The 21,959-nt window shown below is 62.9% G+C and carries 17 protein-coding genes and 1 pseudogene; 7 read left to right on the top strand and 11 right to left on the bottom strand.

Annotated elements, in window-relative coordinates; all coding sequences use genetic code 11:
* Window positions 1–52 precede the first annotated feature (52 nt).
* Window positions 53–2,185, bottom strand: a complete 2,133-nt coding sequence (locus tag ABIA42_RS30735; RefSeq protein ID WP_370143703.1) for a ParB/RepB/Spo0J family partition protein — start codon at window positions 2,183–2,185, stop codon at window positions 53–55.
* Between the two features lie 171 nt (window positions 2,186–2,356).
* The gene (locus ABIA42_RS30740; protein WP_370143704.1) at window positions 2,357–3,553 is read right to left on the bottom strand and encodes a DUF932 domain-containing protein; all 1,197 of its coding nucleotides are present in this window, start codon (window positions 3,551–3,553) and stop codon (window positions 2,357–2,359) included.
* A 380-nt stretch (window positions 3,554–3,933) separates the two neighbouring features.
* On the opposite strand from ABIA42_RS30740, the gene ABIA42_RS30745 reads away from it, so the two are divergent.
* From ABIA42_RS30745 to ABIA42_RS30755, 3 genes and pseudogenes are all read left to right on the top strand, one after another.
* The gene (locus ABIA42_RS30745) at window positions 3,934–6,069 is read left to right on the top strand and encodes a hypothetical protein (RefSeq protein ID WP_370118110.1); all 2,136 of its coding nucleotides are present in this window, start codon (window positions 3,934–3,936) and stop codon (window positions 6,067–6,069) included.
* 500 nt (window positions 6,070–6,569) lie between these two features.
* Complete coding sequence (locus ABIA42_RS30750; RefSeq protein ID WP_370118107.1) at window positions 6,570–6,785, top strand: helix-turn-helix transcriptional regulator; 216 nt, start codon at window positions 6,570–6,572, stop codon at window positions 6,783–6,785.
* 595 nt (window positions 6,786–7,380) lie between these two features.
* Window positions 7,381–7,545: pseudogene (locus ABIA42_RS30755) on the top strand (JAB domain-containing protein); the annotation flags it as partial.
* Between the two features lie 108 nt (window positions 7,546–7,653).
* Here the strand turns inward: ABIA42_RS30755 and ABIA42_RS30760 are convergent.
* Window positions 7,654–8,358 carry a tetratricopeptide repeat protein gene (locus ABIA42_RS30760; protein WP_370118104.1) on the bottom strand — a complete coding sequence of 235 codons (705 nt, stop codon included), beginning with the start codon at window positions 8,356–8,358 and terminating at the stop codon, window positions 7,654–7,656.
* Window positions 8,359–8,507: 149 nt separating this feature from the next.
* The gene (locus ABIA42_RS30765) at window positions 8,508–8,882 is read right to left on the bottom strand and encodes a hypothetical protein (RefSeq protein ID WP_370118101.1); all 375 of its coding nucleotides are present in this window, start codon (window positions 8,880–8,882) and stop codon (window positions 8,508–8,510) included.
* A 253-nt stretch (window positions 8,883–9,135) separates the two neighbouring features.
* On the opposite strand from ABIA42_RS30765, the gene ABIA42_RS30770 reads away from it, so the two are divergent.
* On the top strand, window positions 9,136–10,527 hold the full coding sequence (locus ABIA42_RS30770; protein WP_370118098.1) for a peptidoglycan-binding protein: 1,392 nt from the start codon (window positions 9,136–9,138) through the stop codon (window positions 10,525–10,527).
* A 165-nt stretch (window positions 10,528–10,692) separates the two neighbouring features.
* Here the strand turns inward: ABIA42_RS30770 and ABIA42_RS30775 are convergent, their stop codons facing one another.
* The 5 genes from ABIA42_RS30775 to ABIA42_RS30795 all read right to left on the bottom strand — a co-directional run bounded on the left by ABIA42_RS30775 (window position 10,693) and on the right by ABIA42_RS30795 (window position 15,257).
* Entirely contained in the window at window positions 10,693–11,385 is a 693-nt protein-coding gene (locus ABIA42_RS30775; RefSeq protein WP_370118095.1) for an AprI/Inh family metalloprotease inhibitor, read from the bottom strand.
* Complete coding sequence (locus ABIA42_RS30780; protein ID WP_370118092.1) at window positions 11,385–12,374, bottom strand: 2-hydroxyacid dehydrogenase; 990 nt, start codon at window positions 12,372–12,374, stop codon at window positions 11,385–11,387. The genes ABIA42_RS30775 and ABIA42_RS30780 overlap by 1 nt, the downstream gene beginning before the upstream one ends.
* Window positions 12,374–13,192, bottom strand: a complete 819-nt coding sequence (locus ABIA42_RS30785; RefSeq protein WP_028181649.1) for an ABC transporter permease — start codon at window positions 13,190–13,192, stop codon at window positions 12,374–12,376. Before ABIA42_RS30785 ends, ABIA42_RS30780 begins: the two co-directional genes overlap by 1 nt.
* Entirely contained in the window at window positions 13,189–14,034 is an 846-nt protein-coding gene (locus tag ABIA42_RS30790) for an ABC transporter ATP-binding protein (RefSeq protein ID WP_370118089.1), read from the bottom strand. The genes ABIA42_RS30785 and ABIA42_RS30790 overlap by 4 nt, the downstream gene beginning before the upstream one ends.
* A gap of 200 nt (window positions 14,035–14,234) precedes the next feature.
* Window positions 14,235–15,257, bottom strand: a complete 1,023-nt coding sequence (locus ABIA42_RS30795; protein WP_370143705.1) for an ABC transporter substrate-binding protein — start codon at window positions 15,255–15,257, stop codon at window positions 14,235–14,237.
* 135 nt (window positions 15,258–15,392) lie between these two features.
* Between ABIA42_RS30795 and ABIA42_RS30800 the strand changes: the two genes are divergently transcribed.
* The 3 genes from ABIA42_RS30800 to ABIA42_RS30810 all read left to right on the top strand — a co-directional run bounded on the left by ABIA42_RS30800 (window position 15,393) and on the right by ABIA42_RS30810 (window position 18,944).
* The gene (locus tag ABIA42_RS30800; protein ID WP_370118086.1) at window positions 15,393–16,202 is read left to right on the top strand and encodes a creatininase family protein; all 810 of its coding nucleotides are present in this window, start codon (window positions 15,393–15,395) and stop codon (window positions 16,200–16,202) included.
* Between the two features lie 139 nt (window positions 16,203–16,341).
* Window positions 16,342–16,605 (top strand): hypothetical protein, encoded by a 264-nt coding sequence (locus ABIA42_RS30805; RefSeq protein ID WP_319336435.1) that lies wholly within the window; start codon window positions 16,342–16,344, stop codon window positions 16,603–16,605.
* A gap of 407 nt (window positions 16,606–17,012) precedes the next feature.
* The gene (locus tag ABIA42_RS30810) at window positions 17,013–18,944 is read left to right on the top strand and encodes a carbohydrate porin (RefSeq protein ID WP_370118083.1); all 1,932 of its coding nucleotides are present in this window, start codon (window positions 17,013–17,015) and stop codon (window positions 18,942–18,944) included.
* Window positions 18,945–18,952: 8 nt separating this feature from the next.
* Here the strand turns inward: ABIA42_RS30810 and ABIA42_RS30815 are convergent, their stop codons facing one another.
* Window positions 18,953–19,684 carry a sulfite exporter TauE/SafE family protein gene (locus tag ABIA42_RS30815; RefSeq protein ID WP_370118080.1) on the bottom strand — a complete coding sequence of 244 codons (732 nt, stop codon included), beginning with the start codon at window positions 19,682–19,684 and terminating at the stop codon, window positions 18,953–18,955.
* A gap of 116 nt (window positions 19,685–19,800) precedes the next feature.
* The gene (locus ABIA42_RS30820) at window positions 19,801–21,876 is read right to left on the bottom strand and encodes a methyl-accepting chemotaxis protein (protein ID WP_370118077.1); all 2,076 of its coding nucleotides are present in this window, start codon (window positions 21,874–21,876) and stop codon (window positions 19,801–19,803) included.
* Window positions 21,877–21,959 lie beyond the last annotated feature (83 nt).

Consider the following 21,959-nt stretch of genomic DNA (forward strand, 5'->3'; position numbering starts at 1 on the left):
TCAATGGCAGTGAAAAGACGCGGGACGGCCGAAGCCGCCCCGCGTAGTCGAGTTATTCGGCCGCGATCATGTGTGGCTCGTCCGCTTCATCGGCCGGAGTTTCCTCGTCGTCGGCGAGGAATTCCGGCAGCGCCTCGCCATCGCCCTCGGGCTCCGCGGCGTCGACGGTCGCCGCCTGATCGGAGCCGATCATTCGCAGGGGCTCGGGCAGCCAGCCGCTCTCGGCCAGGAGGCGTTCGGCCTCTTTGGCCATGTCACCTTTCTTCAGATGGTCGATGAGCTGGGCGGCCCGCTCGCCGGCGCCCTCCCTCACCGCCTCCAGGATGCGGCGCTTCGGGACGCGGCCGAGATAGTTCTCGACGGTCGGGCGCCAACCGGACTCCACCATGTCGAGGTCGACGGCCCGGGCGATGCAATCGGCGTCAGCGATCCGCTGCTCGACGCTGTGCGGCGTGGCGCCGCCGCCGTAGCGGTCGCCCTTCTCGTAGAGCGCGTTGACGCCGAATGAGGCGCAGTGCGCAAAGAGCGCCGCCTGCTCGTCGCCCGTCAGATCGGTGAGCCAGTCCCAGAGATCGGCCTTGTCTTTCGGCAGGCGCCCCTCCCACGTCTTGTGGCGCGCGTCGATCGCCTTGGCCGCCGGGCTATCCTTTAGGCCCTGCGCCTGCGCCGGGAAGCTGGCGTTGCGCAAGGAGATCTCCATCGCCGTTCCGTAGGAGGAATAGCGGGAGAAGACGTCGAGGCAGAATTTGTGCAGCACCGCCTGGAAGGCGACCGAAGGCGTAATCGCGAGCTTGTCGCGCAGCGCCAGCGTCCGCTCCGCCGTGAGCTCGGTCAGCAGGCGGTCCGGCAGCGGCTTCACCGCATCATCATCCTCGTCCTCTGCCTCCGCGACCTGCCCGCCGATGGTGATGACGGCGCGCTGGATGACCGGCGCTGATGGCTCGGCGCCGTCGAGGGTCGCGGCAGCGGGTTCGCCATCGCTGCCCTGCTCTGGCTCGGCCACGGGCAGCTCGTCCTCAGGCCGGACGTAACCGCGATCAACCAGGAGCGTGCCTTCGGCGTCGATGCCGACGAACACACCCGCGCGCGCGATGTCGGCAAGCTGATAGCTGATGGGTCGATCGTCAAAGGCGGCGAGAGCCGTCTCAATTTCGGCAAGTCGCTGGTCAACTTCGTCGGGAAGCTCATCCGCGCCGTCATGCTCGGCTTCGAGCCTGGCAAATTCGGCCTTGAGCGCCTCGATGGTTGCCTGCTCTTCGGCGGTGAGGCCGGCGGATACGCCGTCCAGCTCACGCAAGCCACGCGTGTGGCCGTAGGGGAAGTCGATCGCGACCTCGATCCACTTCCAACCTTCGGCAGCGATCGTTTCTGCCTCCGCCTTCAACTTCTCGGCGACCAGGCGGTCGAGCAGAACGACGTCCTCAAGCCAACCGCCGTCGTCGGACTGGAACAGGTCGCGCAGCACCACACCGCCAGCCGCCTCGTAGGCATCTAGGCCAACAAACATGGCGCGACGGTCGGAGGCGCGCACTGTCTTCTCCGTCAGCATGCGGCGGATCTGATAGGGCTCCTTCTGCCAAGAGCCGGAGATGGCCTGCCAGACCTGCTCCTGGCGTCCATGATCCGCAGTGACGGTGAAGGCCATCAACTGCTCGAGCGACATGCCGTCGTCGGCATAGATGTCGAGCAGCGCGGGCGAAACTGAGGCGAGGCGCAGGCGCTGTTTCACCACGTTGACCGACGTGAAGAAGGCCGCGGCGATATCCTCCTCGGACTGCCCCTTCTCGCGCAAAGCCAGAAATGCCCGGAACTGGTCGAGCGGGTGCAGTGGCGCGCGCTGGACGTTCTCGGCGAGCGAATCTTCCTCGGCGATGCCGCTGTCGCGAACGACGCAGGGCACCGGCGCGGTCTTGGCGAGGCGCTTCTGCTTCACGAGCAGCTCCAGCGCACGGTAGCGCCGGCCACCGGCCGGGATCTCGAACATGCCGGTCTCGGCGCCTTCGGCGTCGAGGACCGGCCGGACGTTGAGGCTCTGGAGCAAAGTACGCCTGGCGATATCCTCAGCCAGCTCCTCGATGGAGACGCCGGCCTTCACACGCCGGACGTTTGACTGGCTGAGCACCAGCTTGTTGAAGGGAATGTCGCGCGAGGACGACAGGGTGATCTTCTGAACGGCAGTAGCCATGGGTGATACTCCGCGACGGGCGACCCAAAGTCTCTCTCTGGACCTCCAACCCGTCACGAAGCGCGGCGCCGCCCTCTTCCTCTGAGGGCAGCGCCGCAAACCGACGATCAAGAAAGACGGAAAGCCACGAAACCGGAGAAGCGCCGTTCCGCATCTCCGGCATTCCGGGTATCAGGCTGCGCGGTCGAGCAGCTTCTTCGCGCGCGCCTCCAGATCGAGTCGTGCGTCCTGATGGGTCTTGCCCCGCGCAACCGCCGTGATGCCTTGCACGAAATCGAACACGCTTTCGGGCGGGCGTCCCTCCTCCGCCAGCACCGTATCGATCACCTTGGCTGTCTCGGCCTTAGAGAAGCCGCGGCGACGCAGAAACTCGGTGCGATCCTCGTCGCTGCGTGCCACGATCCGCTCGCGGGCGGCCTTGATTCCGTTGATGAAGGGCGTGGCGGAGGAGTTGGCGAAGTTCAGCAACGCCGGCGCCGCCTCGTGCGCAAAGCGGGAAGCTGCATATTTGGAATGGCGGATGATGATCTCCTCGAAATCCTCCACGCCCCATAAATTCCGATTTTGGCAGACCGCGCGGAGATAGAAACTTGCCATGCCGAGCGTCTTGGCTCCAACTTCCGAGTTCCAGCAATAGAAGCCGCGAAAATAGAGGTCGGGCGAGCCGTCCGGGAGACGGCCGGCTTCGATCGGGTTCAAATCATCGACCAGGAAAAGGAAAACGTCCCTGTCGGATGCGTAAAGGGTCGTCGTGTCTTTGGAAATGTCGACACGGGGATTGTAGATCCGGGTTGACCAGTCGAGCAGGCCTGGCACCTTAAACCGCGTATCGCCTGTGCCATTGCCGGCGATGCGCTGAACGGCCGCCACGAGTTCGACGTCAAATATTCGACCATATTCGGGACCCGTAGCGGCGCGAAGTTCGACGCGACCATCCTCTATCTCGAGCGTCTTGACCTGCTCGGCTCGATGTGAGCTGAGGCCGAACTGCAGGTTGATGCCAGCGAGCGGCGCCGGAAGCTGACGGAGGTAAGCCGCCGGCGCTCCGACCAGACTGGCAAGTTGGCCGAAGCTCCAGTGAGTCGGCGCGATCGGCGCGTCTGAACCGGGTAGGAGCAGACCCAGGCGCTCGGCATCGTCGCGGCCGGCCTCAACCCGGATCGCGGCGCTCTCGACCGTTCGGGTCCGGCTTCGCTCGGTCCGTCGGTGAACGGCGGCGTAGAGGTCTGACAGCGAGAGATAGCGCTCATCCGCTGGCCGCGAGAACCACTCCGACGATACGCGGCCGACACGCTCGCCTCGGGTCACGTCCACCTTGTAGCCGCCGACGTGGCCGCGGCCAGCGCTCAGAACTTCGACTTGGGTCATGGGTTATCTCCACGACAGGCGCCGGAGGCCTCTCCTCCGTTCTTCAACCCGTCACGGCGAAGTCCGTCCGCCCTCTCACTCTAAGGGGGCGTTGCGGGGTTCTCCCCGCAGAAGGGGTCGACCGAGACTAAAGGCTCGGGCGCAGGGGAAGGCTTTCCCCTCAAGAGCGTCACGCCAGAATTCGGGAGATCACCGACGCGACAGTCGCGTAACCCGATGGATCTGCTCGGAAAGTTGGCGCGCGCCCAAACGAGGCGAACCGAGGATCAGACGGCAGCTAGCGGATGCTTACGTCATTTCCATACGGCGGCTTGACTTGACATCCCACACACCGTCAGAACGATCCTGCACAGACAAACATGTCAGCGATTGAAACGAAAATGACGCTCGATATCAGGGGCAGCATCAAGAATACGAAGATTAGCTCGAACCCGTACGTCGTTTTCGATGAGCTGATCTCAAATGCGATCGACTCGTTCCTTATCCGAAAGCACCAGGACGCCTCTGCAGCGGACATGCTGGTTGAAATCGAGGTCGAATTTATTCGAGCTGACATGCTCGACGACCGAGAGTCCATGATCATTTCCTGCAAAGACAACGGATGCGGGTTGGGAGACGATCAGCTCAAGGCATTTCTGACCAAGGACACCTCCTACAAGGACGACCTTCCAATCTTCGGGATTGGTCAGTGCAAGGGTGCGGGACGAATCCAGTTTTTTCACCATTTCTCGGCCCTCGCGATCGACAGTACCTATCGCAGCGGACAGGATATCCTGAGGCGCCAATTGCGCTATTCAGAGCCGCAGAAGCAGATTGACCCTGAAGATTTCGAAACCAGCACAGGAAGCGAAGGCGCGATCGGGACAATAATACGACTGGAGCAATTCAAGGATACTGTTCTCACGCGGATTCAGCAGACAGAGCTGCCTAGCACCCTGTTCTCCGCGTCCGCTCTGAAGAAGCAAATGCTAGTCGCCTTCCTTCAGAGATTGGTTGGCCTTGCGAGTCGGCTCGGCAGCTTCGAGATCAAGTTCACCACTCGCCACTGGAAAGGTAACGAAGAGGTCGAGCTATTGAGGCATTCCGACTTGCCGAAAGTCACGGCTGAGCGGGAGGTGGATGTTGAGGAACGAGATCCTAGGACCGGCGAAGGCTTAGGCACGCATCGAAGGTTTAAGCTCTCTCACTACCAGCTCGATGCGAGCCTCTTCGACCTACCAAAAAATGCCATCGCTTTTTGTGCGAAATCCTCCCCGGTGAAGGATATCACCTCATATTACCTGCGGACTCGAACGGAACAGAACAATCCGCTCGGCGGATTCCACCACATCGTGCTGATCGAAAGCGACTATCTGGATCAGCGCGTGAACGAGCAGCGCGACGATTTCGACAATATTCCTGGCGAGATACCTAGTGGAGACATGTTTTCAGTCGAAAAGCTGTCTTACGTAGCAATTCACGAGGCGATTGATCCGATAATTGAGCAGATGGTCGTCCCTGCGGATTGGGACAAGGACGACATTTTGAAGCAAGTCACTGACCAGTTTGGTGTCAGCGAGGCGATGCTCCAGGATACCTCGACGCGCATCGTTTATGGCGAAGCAGCGCAGTCGGTCGCTGAGCGCGTTCTAAAAAAGTATCAGGAAAGAATCATTGATGAGACCGCGGAGATCTTCAACCTCAAAGAGGAAATTATAAGGGCCGAACCGGATTCCGAGGAGTTTCGCACCAAGATCAATGAGCTTTCGTGGAAATATACGTCATCTCTCAAAGCATTTGACATGGCGAACCTGTCGCAATTGATAGTCCGCCGCACTGCAATCGTACAGATTCTCGATCTTGCATGCCGTAAGCAGCTCGCGGGACAGGTGGTCGCGGAGGGTGGCCGCCGGAAGGACGAGAAGATCATCCACAGCATCTTCTTCCCGATGCGGAAAGACAGCACTGAGGTCGCCGACCACGACATTTGGCTTCTGAGTGAAGAATACCATTACTACGATTACATCGCCTCAGACGTGCCACTATCAAGCATCCGCTGGAATGACAGCGAAAGTGTTTTCGAAACTGACATCGACCAGGAGTTTCAGAGGTTGCTTGCCAAGCGGGCAGACGACAATGGCGGAAAGCGGCCAGACATTGCTCTCTTCAGCAAAGAAGGCTCAGCCATCATCGTCGAATTCAAGGCCCCGGGGGTATCGATGGACGAGCATGTCGGCGACCTTTCAGAGTACGCTCATTTGCTCGCGGCGAAGTCAGGAGGCCGGCTAAGGAAGTTTTACGGATATCTTATCGGCGACACTGTCAATCCGCTGCGACTGAGCGGAACTTGGACTCCGTTTTCAGTCGGCCAGGGATGGTTTCAATCGAGCCCCCTTTTGGACCCTCGTACTCGGCAGCCATTGGGCGAGACCTATTTTGAGCTGCTTCACTTCGGCGACGTCATTGAGCGAGCAAAGAAGCGGATTGGTGTATACCAAAACAAGCTCAAGCTGGATCTACATCGGGACGATCATTGAAGCCGCGTTGAGCGTGGGGCGAGCTCTTGGCTCGGCCGGAGGCAGGCGAGCGCGCGCCATATGGACTTCCGAGGCGTAGTGCGCGGCCAGGATCGCCGCCGTCGCCCAGATCCGCTTTCAGCCTCACGACAGACCTGATGTTAAGGTAGGTAGTCCTATCTAGGGTTTGTCTCCGAGCTAAATCCTGAACGCCGACCAGGTTGGAGCGGCGGCTCGATGGCATTCGGATTTCTTATGCAATTTCTCTTTCAGGTCCGACACGAGAGCCGCCCGCAGCCTTCGAAACATCGTGCACCTGCGGCCGAGAGGCGCAAGTATTTTTACTACGCTCCGTTACGCCATCTTGCGACTATCAACGAAGCCCGACGCGCTAACTCGTCCGCGTTTGACGCGAGCTATGCGGGGTCATCGAGAATATCGTTTTCTTCCGTCATTCTGGGTGCCAACATCTCAGCCATCTCGACCGTGACGTCTCGTGCGGCGGAGTGATGGAGAAGCGAATGACGGAGGCCAAATTCCTTACCCCCGAGGAAGTGTCTGCACGATACCGTGGCGAGGTCACTGTGGGTACGCTGCGCAATTGGCGCGCGATGCGAACTGGCCCTGCATACATCAAGATCGGCAAAGCCGTCTTATACCCGGTGGACGAGCTTGACGCATGGGATCGGAGAAATCTGGTGATTTGTAGTGCGTCGAAAGAACTGGACGTGAGCTAGCTTGGGATCAACAACATCGCGCTCGAGCATGCCGACGCAATCCTCTGGTATGCTCGAGACCACAACTCGGTTGCTGTGCTCGAAATGCTAGAGAGTTAGATAATCTATGAGAGGGATCATTGGCTGTCACACGATCCGCATGAGCTAGAACTCCGCAAGCGCGGCAGCGCGCGATGTGCGCTCACATCCTTAAATAACGCTACTCGCCAACAGCGCTCGGCTTTCCGTGCTCGACTGTGCACGTCGTCAAACCAATTGCCTACATCGAAAACCAGTTCAACACTGACGCCATTTCCCCGACGGGCCTTCCGGCCGTGACCAAATACTCAGCGCAGAGAAGGCGATGTTGAGCTGATCACTCGCTTCGACGTGAGTCCTGGCATCTTCAATTCATGTCTATCTTTGAGAGTTCGCAGAACGTGGTGTAGACTCGTTCGTGATCCAGCGTGCTCTAAGCAAAAGGGCCATGCGCAGAGGGTCGCGAGTATGATGTTCACGTTGGATCACCGAGGACCGATCCCAGATCGATACCCCAATGGCCGTTCACTTCGACAAAAATGATTGTTACATCAAAGCGATGCGCGGCGGTGGAAGATTGATCCACAACCACCCCTCAGGCGATCCCTCGCCCTCGCAGGCCGACATCCAGATGACGAAAGCGATCATCGACATCGCAAAGCCGCTTGGCATTGCCGTGCACGACCACATCATCGTCGGCAGGAACGGCCACGCCAGCTTGCGCGGGCTGCGGTTGATCTAAAGCGCGACGCGGTTGGTATGAATCGTCATCGCGCTTTGGGTTGTTGTTCAAGCATGATCTTTCCGGAAAACCACTGCGCACTTTTACGGATCATGCTTCAGGGCAAAATCAGAACACCTTGTTCTTGGCGACCTTCAAGTGCTCTTCTGCCGCCCTGATGCCGCTCAATGCCTTGAGCGTCAAAGCAGTCGGTTGCGGCTTCCATTCGGAAACCATTTTTTCGGCCTTCTCGAGTTCTGGCCTGGACAACATGGAAGCCATCTCGTTCACGTTCTTTGCCGGCGCCAGTTGCGAGAGCTTGAAATACACATACGACAGAGACAGGTCCCTCGGCGTTCCCTTTCCGGCAGAATACGCGCGGGACAGGCTGAAGAGGGCGGCAGGAAGTCCCTGATCGCCGGCCATCTTCCACCATTTCAGCGCTTCTTCCGAATCTCCTCGTCTGTCATACAGAAGAGCGACATCGTGCTGGGCGCGCGCATAACCGGCTTTGGCGGAAACAAGCTTGTATTTCAACGCTTGATCCTGGTCGGTTGCGACGATGCCCACGCCTTGCCCATCGTAGTAGCAGCCGAGCTTGTAGGCTCCCAGCGGATCGTCGGCCGCAGCCGATTTCTGAAACCATTCGAACGCCCGGCTGCGATCCTGTTGTGTGCCGATGCCGTTATTATACATCATGCCGACATGGTATTGCGCCTCGGCGTCTCCTCGATCGGCCAAGGCCACCATCGCATTGAAGGTGCCCGCTTCACTTGCATTGGCGGGCATCGAGAACACTAGAAGGCACGAAAAAGCCAAAGCAGCAAATTTCATGTCAGATCCCGATCCGCTTCGAAACCAATATGCCTTGGTCGCTCAAGAGGGAGACAAAGTTCGAACATGGCGGAAATTTCGAACATCGGCGGACCTGGCCAGCTCCAGGGCGGCTCAGGCACGGCTGCGCGGGCGAGCCCGATTCGATCTCACGGTTCGATCCAGCGCTGTACCGCCTCCGCGGTGTCAGCCGGCGTTGTGTTGAAGCAGATCGCGGCGTTCGGCGCCATGCGATGGACGAGGTTGAGCACCTTCTCGAACAGCAGCAGGCGCTCCTTCGGCTCGCGCAGGCCGGCGCCGATGACGATGCAGTCGAAGCTCTCATCTTGCAGCGCCGCCATGACGCCGGCTTCGGCTGTCGCGTCGAGATCGATCAGGCAGCTCGTGACATCGAAGCCGAGATCGCGCAGGCGCAACAGCTGCGCCTCGATATGGTCGCGCACGAGCTCCGGCGTGACCTGCGGAAACGCGCTGTAGTCCGCATTGCCGGGTTCGATGCCGATCGCGAGGACGCGCTTGGCCATGCAGGATTCCTTACCGGACCGTCGCGGCCCGCCAACGGATGGACGGCCAAGCCGGTTCCCCGAACGGTGGTCGCGCCGTGCTCCCTGTTCTACCGATGATTTCCCGCCGAAGCTGTAAGCCATTTCACATGCGCCGGGCCGGCGACCTGCCAGATTTCGGGAGATCACGCTGGAGCACGCGCTGATCACGGCACCTCGTTCACTTTGGCTTGCACGGAGAGTCGATCATTCAGTCAATTTGCGGGAGCGGAAAATGATCTCATTCGAAAGATTGAAAGACGAGTATGAGCGGAATTGGGCCGGTCTCGAGATCCGGGCCGGACGCCTGGCCGAGGCGAATGCAGTCGCCCGCAAGGCCCTCAACGGCAAGGCGACGTATCAGCAGATCGAGCGGTTGACGGGCGTCCCCTGGTTCTTCACCGCGCTCTGCCACTACCGCGAGTCCAACTTCGATTTCGACACGTATCTCGGCAATGGCGAGTCGCTTCATCGCGTGACGAAGCTCGTTCCGAAAGGGCGCGGCCCCTTTGCCACGTTCGTGGACGGCGCCGTGGACGCGTTCAGAATCCAGAACTTCATTGGCGCGAACGATTGGAGCATCGCGCGGATGATGTTCCGGCTCGAGGCGTTCAACGGCTTCGGCTATCACTCCAAGGGCGTCAACTCACCCTATCTCTATGGCGGCTCGACGCTGTACGGCCCACCAGAGGCAAGGGCGGGAAAATTCGTTCGCGACCATGTGTTCGACTCCGATCACGTCGATTCGCAGCTCGGCACGGCGGTGATCCTGCATGCGATGATGTCACTCGACTCCTCGATCACGCTCGACGGCAGCCCGCAATTCGCCGGCCGCAGCGAGCCCGAGGACGACGTGGCCTCGACGGTCATTCTCATGCAGCAGGCGCTCAACAAGCTCGGTGCCAATCCGCCGCTCGCCGAGGACGGCATCAGCGGACCAAAGACCAGGGCCGCCGTCTCGCAGTTTCAGGAACAGAACGGCCTGAGGGATACCGGGCTTCTCGATGCGGCCACGGTCGCCGCGATCACACGTGCGACGCAGCCTGGAGGCCCGGTGCAGGCGATCGACCTGTCGCAGATCCTGAAGCGGCTGGAGGACCTCGCGCAATTGCTGCGACCATCAGCCGGCGGCACGACGCTGCCGACGACCGTGCCGAGCAGGACATTGCCTGCCACGAATGACCCGATCAGCCTGTTCGAGCGGCTTTTCTCGCTCATCAACAGGACGGCGCCCGTGCCGGGACCGGTCGCCCCGGCGAGCCCAGCCCCCGTCGATCAGCTGAAGCAGGTCGTCGACCTGCTCAGCACTCTCCTCAACACGAGCAGAGGCAAGCCCATGCTGGGCCAGGTCAACGGCGCGCTCGGCGAGACCGTCGGCAAGCTGCTCGACGGCAAGAAGACCGCGCTCGGCATCGGCGGCTCGCTGCTCACCGCGCTGCTCTCGTCGGTGACGGCGAGCCCCAACGCCGGCGGCCTCGCCGGACTGCTCGGAACGATCGTGACCGCCGTGCCCGGCATCAGCCAGTTCGCGATGCCGATCTCGCTCGCGCTCACCGTCTGGGGCGTGCTCGGCAAGATGGAGAAATGGTCGCAAGGCACCGCACCGCCGCCGAAGGTGACCACGTAACCTGCGGCCATCCTTCGAGACACCCGCCCCGGCGGGCCCTCTCCATATGCAGCGTCCGTTTTCGGCGCTGCGACTCAGGATGAGGTCGCGTTACGCGGCGAGATATCAGACGAGCCCGCCAAAACGGGCGTCTCGAACCATGCGGGCCGAGTACGCCCGCGGCGCCTATTGACGCAGCATGATCAGGGGATCGGCGGTGTCGGGGACGCGCCGCCACTGCGCGTGGTCGTCGGCCTCGAACTGCCAGGCCTCGCCTGATTTCGACATCAGGATGATCTGGCCGCGCTCGAGGCGCCATTGCGTCGGGTTGAACTGCGCAATCGTCGCGTCGCATTTCGGCTTGAGGAAGACCTGGAAATTGTCCGGATCCGCCTCGGTGTTGGTCAGCGTCAGCCCGCAGATCGGCTGGCCATTGCCGCGCACCATCGACCAGTCGCCGATCATCTGGTCCATCGACTTGGCCATCGAACGCGCGGCAGCGAGATCCTGCAGGATGTAGACGCCCTCGCCCTGGCGCAGGCCCTCGAAGATGCCGGCCTCGACCTCGGTGAAGTCGATCACGGCTTCGCCGGCAGCATCCTGCAAGCGGACGATGTCGAGGCCCCTGACGTTCCAGGCGACGATGTCTTTCGTGAAAGGCAGCGCAGTCTTGCAGGCCGGCTCCAACTCCAGCTTGAAGCCTTGCGCCGCCGCATCGCTCTTGAGCGTGACGACGCAGGTCTTGCTGCGCTCGGTGGTCGAGAGCTCCCACTGTCCGGGCATCTGCTTCTTCAGCGTCGTCACATCCTGTGCATGCGCAAGGCAAATCGCGGCCACGCAGGCCGCGACGGCGAATGCAACGACCCGAAGAGCTCTCATCAGCGCCCCTTGACTGGCGTTTCCGCAACCGGCGTCAGCGGCGCCTTGCCGGCAAACCAGGCCTTGAGATTGTCGACCACGAGCTGGTCCATCGCGTTGCGCGTCACCACCGAAGCCGAACCGATATGCGGCAGCAGCACGACGTTCTGCATGGTCTTGAGCTCGTCCGGCACGTTCGGCTCGGCCGCGAACACGTCGAGGCCGGCGGCGAGGATGGTGCCTGATTTCAGCGCCTGGATCAGCGCCGGCTCGTCCACCACCGAGCCGCGCGCCACGTTGACCAGCACGCCGCGCGGACCGAGCGCCTTCAGCACCTCGGCATTGATCATCTTGTTCGTGGCGGCGCCTCCGGGCACGATCACCATCAGCGTGTCCACCGCCTTGGCCATCTCGAGCAGGTCGGGATAGTGCTTGTAGGAGACGTCCTTGGACGGATTGCGCGAATGGTAGACCACCGGCACCAGCGAGGCGTCGAGCCGGCGCGCGATGGCCTGGCCGATCCGGCCCATGCCGACGATGCCGACCTTGCGGTCGCGCAGCGAGCCGACGCTGAGCGGATAGTTCTGCGTCTGCCAGAGGCCGGAGCGGACATAACGGTCGGCCTTGATGAATTCGCGCAAGGTCGCGATCAGAAGGCCCATCGCGACGTCGGCGACCTCCTCGGTGAGCACGTCGGGCGTGTTGGTGACGACAATATTGTTCTCGGCCGCGTATTTGGCGTCGACATGGTCGTAGCCGACGCCGAAGCTCGCCACCATCTCCAGCTTCGGCAGCTGTGACAGCGAATCCCTGTCCGCGCGCACGGTGTGATAGGTCACCGCGACGCCGCGGATCTTGTCGCGGATCGCCGGCGTCAGCCGCTCGAGATCGCCGCGTGTCTCCGCCTTGTGCACGACGAAATGATCGGAAAAGCCGTTCTCGAGAATCGGCCGCACCGGCCCATAGATCAGAAGGTCGATCTTTTCGGACGAAATCGAACCGGCAGCCATCAGTTTTCCTTTCCAAGCGCGCTCTCATGCCAGCGCCGTAAAACGAGGTGGGAAACTAGCGCCAGCACCCCATAGATGACAATCCCGGCCAGCGACAACAGAAGCAGCGCTGCGAACATGCGGGGTATGTTCAAGCGATAGCCGGACTCGGCAATTCTGTAGGCGAGGCCGGAGCCGGCACCGGCTGTTCCCGCCGCGATCTCGGCCACGACCGCGCCGATCAGCGACAGGCCGCCGGCGATGCGCAGGCCTCCGAGAATGTAGGGCAGTGCCGCGGGCAGCTTGAGAAAGCGCAGCGTCTGTGGCGGCGAGGCACCATAGAGCTGGAACAAGCCGGCGAGATTGCGATCCACCGAATTCAGCCCGAGCGTGGTGTTGGACAGCACCGGAAAGAAGGCGACGATGAAGGCGCAGACCACGACCGCGGTCTGCTGCTCCAGATAGATCAGCAGCAGCGGCGCGATCGCGATGACAGGCGTCACCTGCAGGACCACGGCATAGGGGAACAGGGAATATTCCACCCATTTCGACTGGTTGAACAGCAGCGCCAGCGCGATGCCGCCGATGCTCGCCGCGAGGAACCCCTCGAGCGTGGTCAGCAGCGTGGTGGCGAGCGATTGTGACAGAACCGCCCAGTCCTTGATCAGCGTCAGGACGATGACGGACGGCGCCGGCAGCACGTAAGGCGGGATCCCTTTGAGGCGGACCACGAGTTCCCAGGCGACGAGGCCGGCCGCGAACACGATGACGGGAAGCACGAAGCGCATCGCGCGCTGCGCGCGGGACGATCCCGCGGTGATGGGAGCTTGCGCGCTCATAGCGTCGAGCGTCCCGAATAGGACGGTGCCAGCGCGGCCGACACTCTTCGGCAGTAGTCGGAATAGGCGGCTGAGGTTCGAAACTCCTCCCCGCGCGGCTCGACCGTCTCGATGCGGATGTCAGCCTGGATGCGGCCGGGCCGGGCCGTCATCACCACCACGCGCTGCGACAGATAGACGGACTCGAACACCGAATGGGTGACGAAGATGACGGTCTTGCGAAGGCGGCGCCACAGGGCGAGCAGATCGTTGTTGAGGCGGAAGCGCGTGATCTCGTCGAGGGCTGCGAACGGCTCGTCCATCAGGAGGATCTCGGGGTCGGTGACGAGCGCGCGCGCCAGCGACACCCGCATCTTCATGCCGCCGGAGAGCTCGCGCGGATAGGCATCGGCAAAATCGGCGAGCCCGACACTCGCCAGCGCCTCGTCGGCACGCGCGCGCGCGTCTGCCTTCGGCACGCGTGCGAGCCTCAAGGGCAGCCGCACGTTCTCGCGGACGCTGGTCCAGGGCATCAGGGTCGGTTCCTGAAACACGAAGCCGATGCCATGACCTGGTTGAACATGACCTGGTTGAACATGGCCGGGCTGCACCGAGCCCTCGTGACGCGCCACCCGCACAGTGCCCGATGACGGCGCACTCAGCCCCGCGATGATGCGCAGCGCCGTCGACTTGCCGCAGCCGGACGGGCCGAGCAGCGAGATGAACTCGCCCTTGCGAACGGCGAGGTCGAACGGGCCGAGTGCCATGACGCCGTTGTCATAGGCCTTCGTCACGCCGCGCAGACTGACGGCAAGAGCCGTCAGGCTGGCCTCGACGGCGGGCGAGGTGTTGCGCTCTACCATTGATCGATGACTGCAGCGTTTCGGGCGCCCTTCACCTCTCCCCATCGGGGAGAGGTCGGCGCGCAGCGCCGGGTGAGCCGCATGAGGGCCCAAGAGGGAGCGCAGCCCCTCACCCGCATCGCATCTGGCGATGCGATGCGACCTCGCCCTTCGGGAGAGGTGCAGGACGCCGGGCCACCTTCGCCGAATCGCAGCATGCGCTAGGGCTTGTTCGGGCGCAGCTCGATGCCGACGCCCTTGTTGATGAAGCGCAGCGTATAGGACTTGCGGAAGTCAAGATCCGCCTTCACGACGCCGGCCTTCACCATCTTGTTGAAGAAGGAGGCGTAGCGCTCGTCGCTCATCGCGCCGATGCCGTTCTTCAAGCTGTCGCCGGAATCGACGATGCCGTACTCCTTCATCTTGGCGACGGAATAGGTGAGCAGATCGTCGGTCATCTCCGGATTGAGCTTCTTGATCAGGGCATTGCCGGCGGAATTGTCGCGATAGATGTAATTGTACCACCCGACCATGGAGGCATCGACGAAGCGCTGGACCAGATCGGGCTTCTTCTCGACGATGTCGCGGCGCGTCTCGATCAGGGTCGAATAGGTGTTGAAGCCGTAATCGGCGAGCAGCAGCACGTTCGGCTTGAAGCCGGCGGCCTTCTCCACCGCGAAGGGCTCGGAGGTGACGTAGCCCTGCATCGCGCTCTTGGGATTGGCGATAAAGGGCTGCGGATTGAAATTATAGGGACGGACGTTCTTCTCGCTGAAACCATATTCGGACTTCAGCCACTGGAAATAGCTGGTCATGCCCTCCTTGGAGACGAACAGCGTCAGCGGCTTGAGATCCTCGATCTTCGCGACCTTGGCGTCGGGATGCGTCAGCATCACCTGCGGATCCTTCTGGAAGATCGCGGCGATGGTCACGACCGGGACGTTGTTGGCGACGGCGTCGAACGACATCAGCGTGTTCGCGGCCATGAAGAAATCGATCTTGCCGGCGATCAGCAGCATGCGGTTGTTCTCGTTGGGACCGCCGGGGACGATGGTGACGTCGAGCCCGTATTTCCTGTACGTGCCGTCGGCGACCGCCTGGAAGAAGCCGCCATGCTCGGCCTCGGCGACCCAGTTGGTGCCGAAGGTGACCTTGTCGAGCGTTTCCGCGCGCGCCGGCACAAAGGGCACGATAGCGGCCAACAAACCCGCAATTAACGCTCGCCGCTGATGAGAGGGGGTCATGATGGCACTCCGTCGATCGTGGCTGGCCGATGTGAAGGCAACGCGATAAAACCGCATGACATCAGGGGACGCGAACCGGCCAGGCCCGCATCCCCTCATACCCCAAATTACGTGACAAATTCAGGCAAAGAAACCTTGAAGACGCCCCCCCGCGACTGGATCGATATCGACTGGGCCGATGCCGGCCCTGCGGAGGTGTCGCGCTGGATCGCGGTGCTGCCGCTGGCGGCGACCGAGCAGCACGGTCCGCATCTGCCGCTCACGACCGACGTGCTGATCGCGGAGGCCTATCTCGCGCGCGTGCGCGAGCTGCTGCCTGAGAGCATTCCCGCCGGATTTCTCCCGGTTGAACCGGTCGGGATTTCCACCGAGCATATCGACTATCCGGGCACGCAGACGCTGCCGACCGAAATTGCTCTGAAGAAATGGACGGGGATCGGCGAGGACGTTGCACGCCGCGGCGTGAAGAAGCTCGTCATCGTCACCAGCCATGGCGGCAACAGCGCGGCCATGATGCTGGTGGCGCAAGACCTGCGCGCACACCAAAAATTGTTCGTGGTGACGACGTCATGGTCGCGGCTGTCGGGCGCGGACAGATTGTTCCCGGCCGAGGAAGTGCGTCACGGCATTCACGGCGGCGCGGTCGAGACCTCGATCATGCTGGCGCGCTATCCCGATCAGGTGCGCATGGATGCGATCGCGGATTTCCCTGCGAGCAGCGTCGCGATGGAGAAGCAGTATCGCTGGCTCTCGACGCAGCGGCCCGCGCCGTTCGCCTGGCAGACGCAGGATCTCAACCCGAGCGGCGCGGTCGGCAATGCGACGCTGGCCGTGGCCGAGAAGGGCGAGCAGCTGATCGACCAGGGTGCGCGCGCCTTCTGCGAGCTGCTGAGCGAAGTCGATAACTTCGACGTGAACAGGCTCGCCAAGGGCCCCCTCGGCTAGCCGGCATCCTTCTGGATTCATTCGCGAAAGGTCGAGTCTTCGCAGCCACGTTTGCAGTTTTCGAACCGGATGCGACGAGCCTCCGTCCAACTGGGCATGCGGGCCACAACGGACCGCCTCAGGCCGGATGGAGTTTCACATGTCGATCAAGACCAAGATTGCCGCCGCAGCTCTCGCGGCCCTCGCCGTCACCGGCAGCATCGTGTCCACCACCTCTTCTGCCGAAGCCAAGCAGCCCGGCTGGGTCTGGGGTGTCGGCGCCGGCATCGCCACCGCCGCTGTCGTCGGCTCCGCGATCGCCGCCAGCAACGACCCCTATTACCACGGCTATCACCGCTGCGGCTGGGTCGCCCAGTACAACGCCTTCGGCCAGTACGTCGGCCGCGTTCGTACCTGCTACTGATCTGGGTATCTGAGGCCGATCTCTCGTGGATTCCGTGTCCGACACGGGCGCCTCATCCACCCCGTGTCGTGCCCCCGACCCCGCCCGGCTGTCCCCCCGGGCGGGGTCATTCGTTTCGAGCCCAGGGCATCGTTGCATCTCCGTCACAAAGCAGTGCGAAGCATTCACCTGCAATAAATCACTTCAGTTGCAATTGCGAATTAATTGCAATAACGCTAGCACTGGCACTTGGGCCTAAGTCGCGCCGGATCGCGTGGACGACCGAGGCCTGATGACAGGGCGCCGCGAATCGGCAGGGATAATCGCGGCAGGTGGAATACATTCGCGTTTTGGGGGCGTGCGTTTTGACGTTGAGAGGTCACCGTTACAGGTACTTGCGGACGGCTGCGGCGATTGCCTCGGGCGTGATGGCTCTTCCCGCCGCCAGCCGCGCGGCCGATCTGCCGCTGAAGGCACCCGCCCTGAAAGCCGTCTATGACTGGACCGGCCTCTATATCGGCGCGCATGCCGGCTTCACCCGCGGCACATCCGCGGCAACGCTGGCCGATCCCACCGTCGCGACCGACAATCACGTGTTCAACGGCATGACCGGAGGCGTCCAGGCCGGCTACAATTGGCGCCTCAACTCGGGTTTCCTGCTCGGCGTCGAAGGCGATATCTCCTTCCCGAACTACCTCCCCTCCAATCACGTCGTGTCATCGGCGGCGACCGCGCTGTCGAGCGCGGAGGAGCGCTGGGACTATGTCGCGAGCCTGCGCGCGCGGCTCGGCTATGCCAGCGGCAACTGGCTGTTTTACGCGACCGGCGGCGCTGCCTTCGCCGGCGAGCGCTTTCTCTCGACGCCGACCGGCGGGAACGAAGAAAAAGTGTTGCACACGCGCTTCGGCTGGACTGCCGGCGGCGGCGCCGAATACGCTTTCGCGCCGCACTGGAGCGCGCGGGTCGAATATCTCTACAGCAAGTTCGAGAGCACCAACGTCACCTTTCCCTCCGGCGGGCAATATTCGTCGTCGATGGATTTTCACAGCCTGCGCGTCGGCCTCAATCGCAAGATCGACTGGCCGGGCGTGCCGACCTACGACCCGAAATCCGACGTCACCGACACCGAGTCCAGCCGCTGGGAGATTCACGGCCAGTCGACCGTGCTCGGGCAGGGCTACCCCGCGTTCCACGCGCCCTATACCGGACCGAACAGCCTGCTCCCGTCGCCGGATTTTCAACAGACCTGGAGCAATTCGCTCTATCTGAATGCGCGGCTGTGGGACGGCGGCGAGGTCTACTTCAATCCCGAGCTGCTCCAGGGTTTCGGCTTCAACAACACAACGGGTGCCGCGGGCTTCCCCAACGGCGAAGCGCAGAAGTCCGGCTTTCCCTATCCGCACTTCAACGCCTCGCGATTGTTCGTGCGTCACACCTTCGGTTTCGGCGGCGAACAGGAGGAGCTGGCCAGCGGCCAGCTTCAACTCGCCGGCAAGGTCGACGTCTCGCGCCTGACCTTGCAGGTCGGCAAGTTCTCGGTGGTCGACGTGTTCGACGGCAATGCCTACGCGCACGATCCACGCAAGGATTTCATGAACTGGTCGATCTGGGCGTCAGGCGCCTTCGACTATGCCGCCGACAAGCTCGGCCTCGGCTATGGCGCCACCGCCGAACTGAACCAGAAGCAATGGGCGTTGCGCGGCGGCTACTTCCTGATGGATGCCGTCTCCAATTCCAACAATTTCGACATGAATATCGGCCGTCGCGGCGAGTACGTCGCGGAGCTCGAGTTGCGCTATTCGCTGTTCGGCCAGCCCGGCAAGCTGCGCACGCTCGGCTTCGTCAACAGCGCTTTCTCCGGCAGCTATCGCGAGACGCTGGACAATCCCGCGTTCGGCGTGGACATCAGCCAGACCCGCCGCGGCCGCCTCAAATACGGCTATGCGCTCAACCTCGAACAGGCCATCACCGGCGACATCGGCGTGTTCGGCCGCTGGAGCTGGAACGACGGCCGCAACGAGATCATGGCCTTCACCGACATCGATCGCAGCCTGTCGGGTGGCGTTTCGGTCAAGGGAACGAATTGGGGCCGGCCGGACGACGTCGTCGCCATTGCCGGCGCCGTCAACGCCCTGTCGCAGGATCATCGCGATTTCATCGCCGCCGGCGGTCTCGGCCCGCTGATCGGCGATGGCCGGCTCAACTATCGCCGCGAACGCGTGCTGGAGACCTATTACGCCTACGCGCTGAACAAGGCGCTGACCTTCACCGCCGACTACCAGCTCATCGTCAACCCCGCCTACAACGCCGATCGCGGACCGGTGTCGGTGTTTTCGGGGCGGCTGCACGGGGAATTCTGAGCCGCGGCTCAGAACAACAACGCGACGCCCGAGACGAACAGCAGCGCCAGCACGATCTTCCGGAACGCGGCCTCGTCGATCCGGCCGAACAGTTGCAGCCCGAGCCACGTCCCGGCGAACAGGAACGGCAGGCCGAGCGCGAGCAATTTTGCCGTATCGAGTGAGAGCGATCCTTTGACACCGAGCCAGAGTGCCGCCATCGCGAAGACTGCGACTGCGACCGGCTGGAACGTGGCACGCTGCGCTGCCTTGGGCAGGTCCCGCAGATTGCACCAGATGGTGACAATGATGCCGGCAAGGCCTGTGAGGCCGCCGAGCAGTCCGTTGGCGAAACCGATCGTGATGTCTGCGGCCGGCGATACTTCACTGGCCAGCTTGAGCTGCGGCCGGAAGAATGCGTACAGGCTGTAGGCAATCAAGATGGCTCCAACCGCGATGCGGACACTCTTCGGATCAGCCCAGGTCAGAAGTGACACTCCGGCCGGCACGCCGACGACGGCGCCGGCGATGAGGGGCCACAGCCGCCGCCAGTCGAGCGCCGCGCGAAGCTTCCAGACCGAATAGCTCTGCACCAGGAGGCCGAAGCCGACGATCAGGCTGGCACTCTGAAGCGGCGTCAGCACGTAAAGCCACAGCGAAGACGCGACCAGGCCAAAGGCGAAGCCGGAGAGGCCGGCGACGAACGCGCCGGCGAAGGTGGCCAACAGGAAAAGCGGAAGCTCGATTGCGATCCCGTCCATTGCTCGCTCCATAGATCAGCGAGCAGCACTTGCGTGGGATCACCACTTCACGGGGAGGCTGCGACATCCCCGGGCTGCAAACCTAGGTGAAGTCGCTTCCTCCCACAACGACATTTCTACGCGGCCCGGATCGCGTCCAGGAATTTTCCGACCTCGACCTTGAGACGGCTGCTCTCGCCGGACAGCGATCTGGCCGACGCGAGCACATTGGAGGAAGCCGATCCGGTCTGGCTCGCGCCGCGCTGCACGTCGACGATGCTGGCGGAGACCTGCTGGGTGCCGCGCGCGGCCTGCTGCACGTTGCGGGAGATCTCCCGCGTCGCCGCACCCTGCTCCTCGACCGCCGAGGCGATTGCGGACGCGATCTCGGACATGCGCGTGATGGTGTCGCCGATCGCCTTGATGGCGCCGACCGAATCCTCCGTTGCGCTCTGGATCCCCGCGATCTGCTGACTGATCTCGCCGGTGGCCTTGGCGGTCTGCTCGGCCAGCGCCTTGACCTCGGAGGCGACGACGGCAAAGCCGCGCCCGGCCTCGCCGGCGCGCGCGGCCTCGATGGTGGCGTTGAGGGCGAGAAGATTGGTCTGGCCCGCGATCTGGCTGATAAGCTCGACGACGTCGCCGATCCGGCCCGCGGCCCTGGCGAGCTCGCCGACATGGTCGTTGGTGCGCCCGGCCTGCTGCACCGCCTCGCCGGCGATGCGCGCGGAATCCTGGACCTGACGGCTGATCTCGTCGACCGACGAGGCCATCTCCTCCGCCGCCGCGGCAACGGTCTGCACGTTCGTGGAAGCCTGTTCGGAGGCGGCCGCAACGGTCGCGGTGACATTTTCCGATTGCGCGGCGGTGCTCGTCAGCGTCCCCGCGGATACTTCCAGCTCCGAGGAGGCCGACGAGACGGTGTTGATCACGTCGCCGATCATGGCTTCGAACTCGCGCGCGATCTGATCCACGCGCTGGCTGCGCTTGAGCTTCGCTTCCGCTTCGACCGCGGCAGCCTCGTCGGCGGCCTTCTTGGCGAGCAGCGAGTCCTTGAAGTGCTGGAGCGAGCCCGCGACCTGGCCGATCTCGTCGTTGCGGCCCGTCGCCGGGATCTCGACCTCATGCTGTCCGGCGGCAAGCGCGCCGATCACGTCGGCGATCCGGCCGAGCGGCGTCACCACGCGCCTGCGCAGCATCACGGTCACGCCGCCGAGCGTTCCGAGCAACGCCAACACGGCGACAGCGGCCAGCGCGAGCATTGCCAGCGCGCCGTCGCGCGCGGCCGAGGCGCGCTCGGCTGCTTCCGCCAGCGCGGCGTCGCGCACGCCGTAGAACATCTGGATGGCCGGCACGATGACCTTCGCCAGCTCGTCGGCGGTGGCGCCGTACTTGCCGTCGCTCCGGGCTGCAGGAAGCTCCTTGTCCACGGCAACGGCTGCCTGTCCAAAATAGGATTCCGTTGCCGCCTTCAGCGCGGCAGCGATGCGGGAGGGATTTCCGAGCTGGTCGATCCCGGCCTCGATGCGCTCGCGGTCGGCCTCCACGCGCCCCTGCATGCGGTCCATCAGCGACAATTCGGCCGCGGTGAGCGGGCGGCGTGCGGAGAGCGCCGGGGACAGCGTGGCCGCGCGGCTGCCGGCCGAAACCCGCAGATCCTGCGCCGTTCGCGCCAGGCTCAAGAGCGCCGCAAGCGAGGAATCGGCATTGACGACCTTCGCTTCGAGCCGGTTCATGACCGGTTCGATGTTGCCGAGGACCTCGGCAACGCCGGGCAGGAAGCCCTTCGTCGCGGCGCTGTCGCGCGACGCCAGGGGGACGCTCATCGCGCGATCGGCCGCGGTTGTGATCTCCTTCAGCCGCCGCGTAGCACGGTCGAGATTCTCGGCAATCGCGCCGCCGTCGTCCAGCATCGTGACGGCGCGCCTTGCAGCCTCGAAGCCCGCCTCGGCCGTTTTCGCAGCCTTCGCGGCAGCTTCGAGCTGCGCCTGCGTCGCGGCGCCTTCCTGGAAGATCGGTCCGATGTAAGGAGCGCGAAGGCTGGCGACGTGCTGGCTGGCCAACAGGGTCGCACCAAAGGCATCGACGGTCTTGATCGCGTCGGAGCGGTTCGCGAAGATGCGCGTCTGGGGTATCAGCACCTCGGCGCCAAGGATGACCGCAAATACCGTCACCGTCAGCATCGACAGCGCGAAAAGCTTCCCGATCCGCATCCTGATTCCCCCGAATTCATTTCTGCAATGTCGAAAACCTAGCGGGCGGCCACTAAGGGGGCGTTAAGCAACGATCCGTAGTT

Source organism: Bradyrhizobium sp. USDA 327 (assembly GCF_041262065.1).
Classification (GTDB): Bacteria; Pseudomonadota; Alphaproteobacteria; order Rhizobiales; family Xanthobacteraceae; genus Bradyrhizobium; species Bradyrhizobium liaoningense.

Coding starts and splice junctions, on each gene's coding strand:
- ABIA42_RS30735 (WP_370143703.1), bottom strand. CDS start 2,185: ATGGCTACTGCCGTTCAGAAGATCACCCTGTCGTCCTCGCGCGACATT.
- ABIA42_RS30740 (WP_370143704.1), bottom strand. CDS start 3,553: ATGACCCAAGTCGAAGTTCTGAGCGCTGGCCGCGGCCACGTCGGCGGC.
- ABIA42_RS30745 (WP_370118110.1), top strand. CDS start 3,934: ATGACGCTCGATATCAGGGGCAGCATCAAGAATACGAAGATTAGCTCG.
- ABIA42_RS30750 (WP_370118107.1), top strand. CDS start 6,570: ATGACGGAGGCCAAATTCCTTACCCCCGAGGAAGTGTCTGCACGATAC.
- ABIA42_RS30760 (WP_370118104.1), bottom strand. CDS start 8,358: ATGAAATTTGCTGCTTTGGCTTTTTCGTGCCTTCTAGTGTTCTCGATG.
- ABIA42_RS30765 (WP_370118101.1), bottom strand. CDS start 8,882: ATGGCCAAGCGCGTCCTCGCGATCGGCATCGAACCCGGCAATGCGGAC.
- ABIA42_RS30770 (WP_370118098.1), top strand. CDS start 9,136: ATGATCTCATTCGAAAGATTGAAAGACGAGTATGAGCGGAATTGGGCC.
- ABIA42_RS30775 (WP_370118095.1), bottom strand. CDS start 11,385: ATGAGAGCTCTTCGGGTCGTTGCATTCGCCGTCGCGGCCTGCGTGGCC.
- ABIA42_RS30780 (WP_370118092.1), bottom strand. CDS start 12,374: ATGGCTGCCGGTTCGATTTCGTCCGAAAAGATCGACCTTCTGATCTAT.
- ABIA42_RS30785 (WP_028181649.1), bottom strand. CDS start 13,192: ATGAGCGCGCAAGCTCCCATCACCGCGGGATCGTCCCGCGCGCAGCGC.
- ABIA42_RS30790 (WP_370118089.1), bottom strand. CDS start 14,034: ATGGTAGAGCGCAACACCTCGCCCGCCGTCGAGGCCAGCCTGACGGCT.
- ABIA42_RS30795 (WP_370143705.1), bottom strand. CDS start 15,257: ATGACCCCCTCTCATCAGCGGCGAGCGTTAATTGCGGGTTTGTTGGCC.
- ABIA42_RS30805 (WP_319336435.1), top strand. CDS start 16,342: ATGTCGATCAAGACCAAGATTGCCGCCGCAGCTCTCGCGGCCCTCGCC.
- ABIA42_RS30810 (WP_370118083.1), top strand. CDS start 17,013: ATGGCTCTTCCCGCCGCCAGCCGCGCGGCCGATCTGCCGCTGAAGGCA.
- ABIA42_RS30815 (WP_370118080.1), bottom strand. CDS start 19,684: ATGGACGGGATCGCAATCGAGCTTCCGCTTTTCCTGTTGGCCACCTTC.
- ABIA42_RS30820 (WP_370118077.1), bottom strand. CDS start 21,876: ATGCGGATCGGGAAGCTTTTCGCGCTGTCGATGCTGACGGTGACGGTA.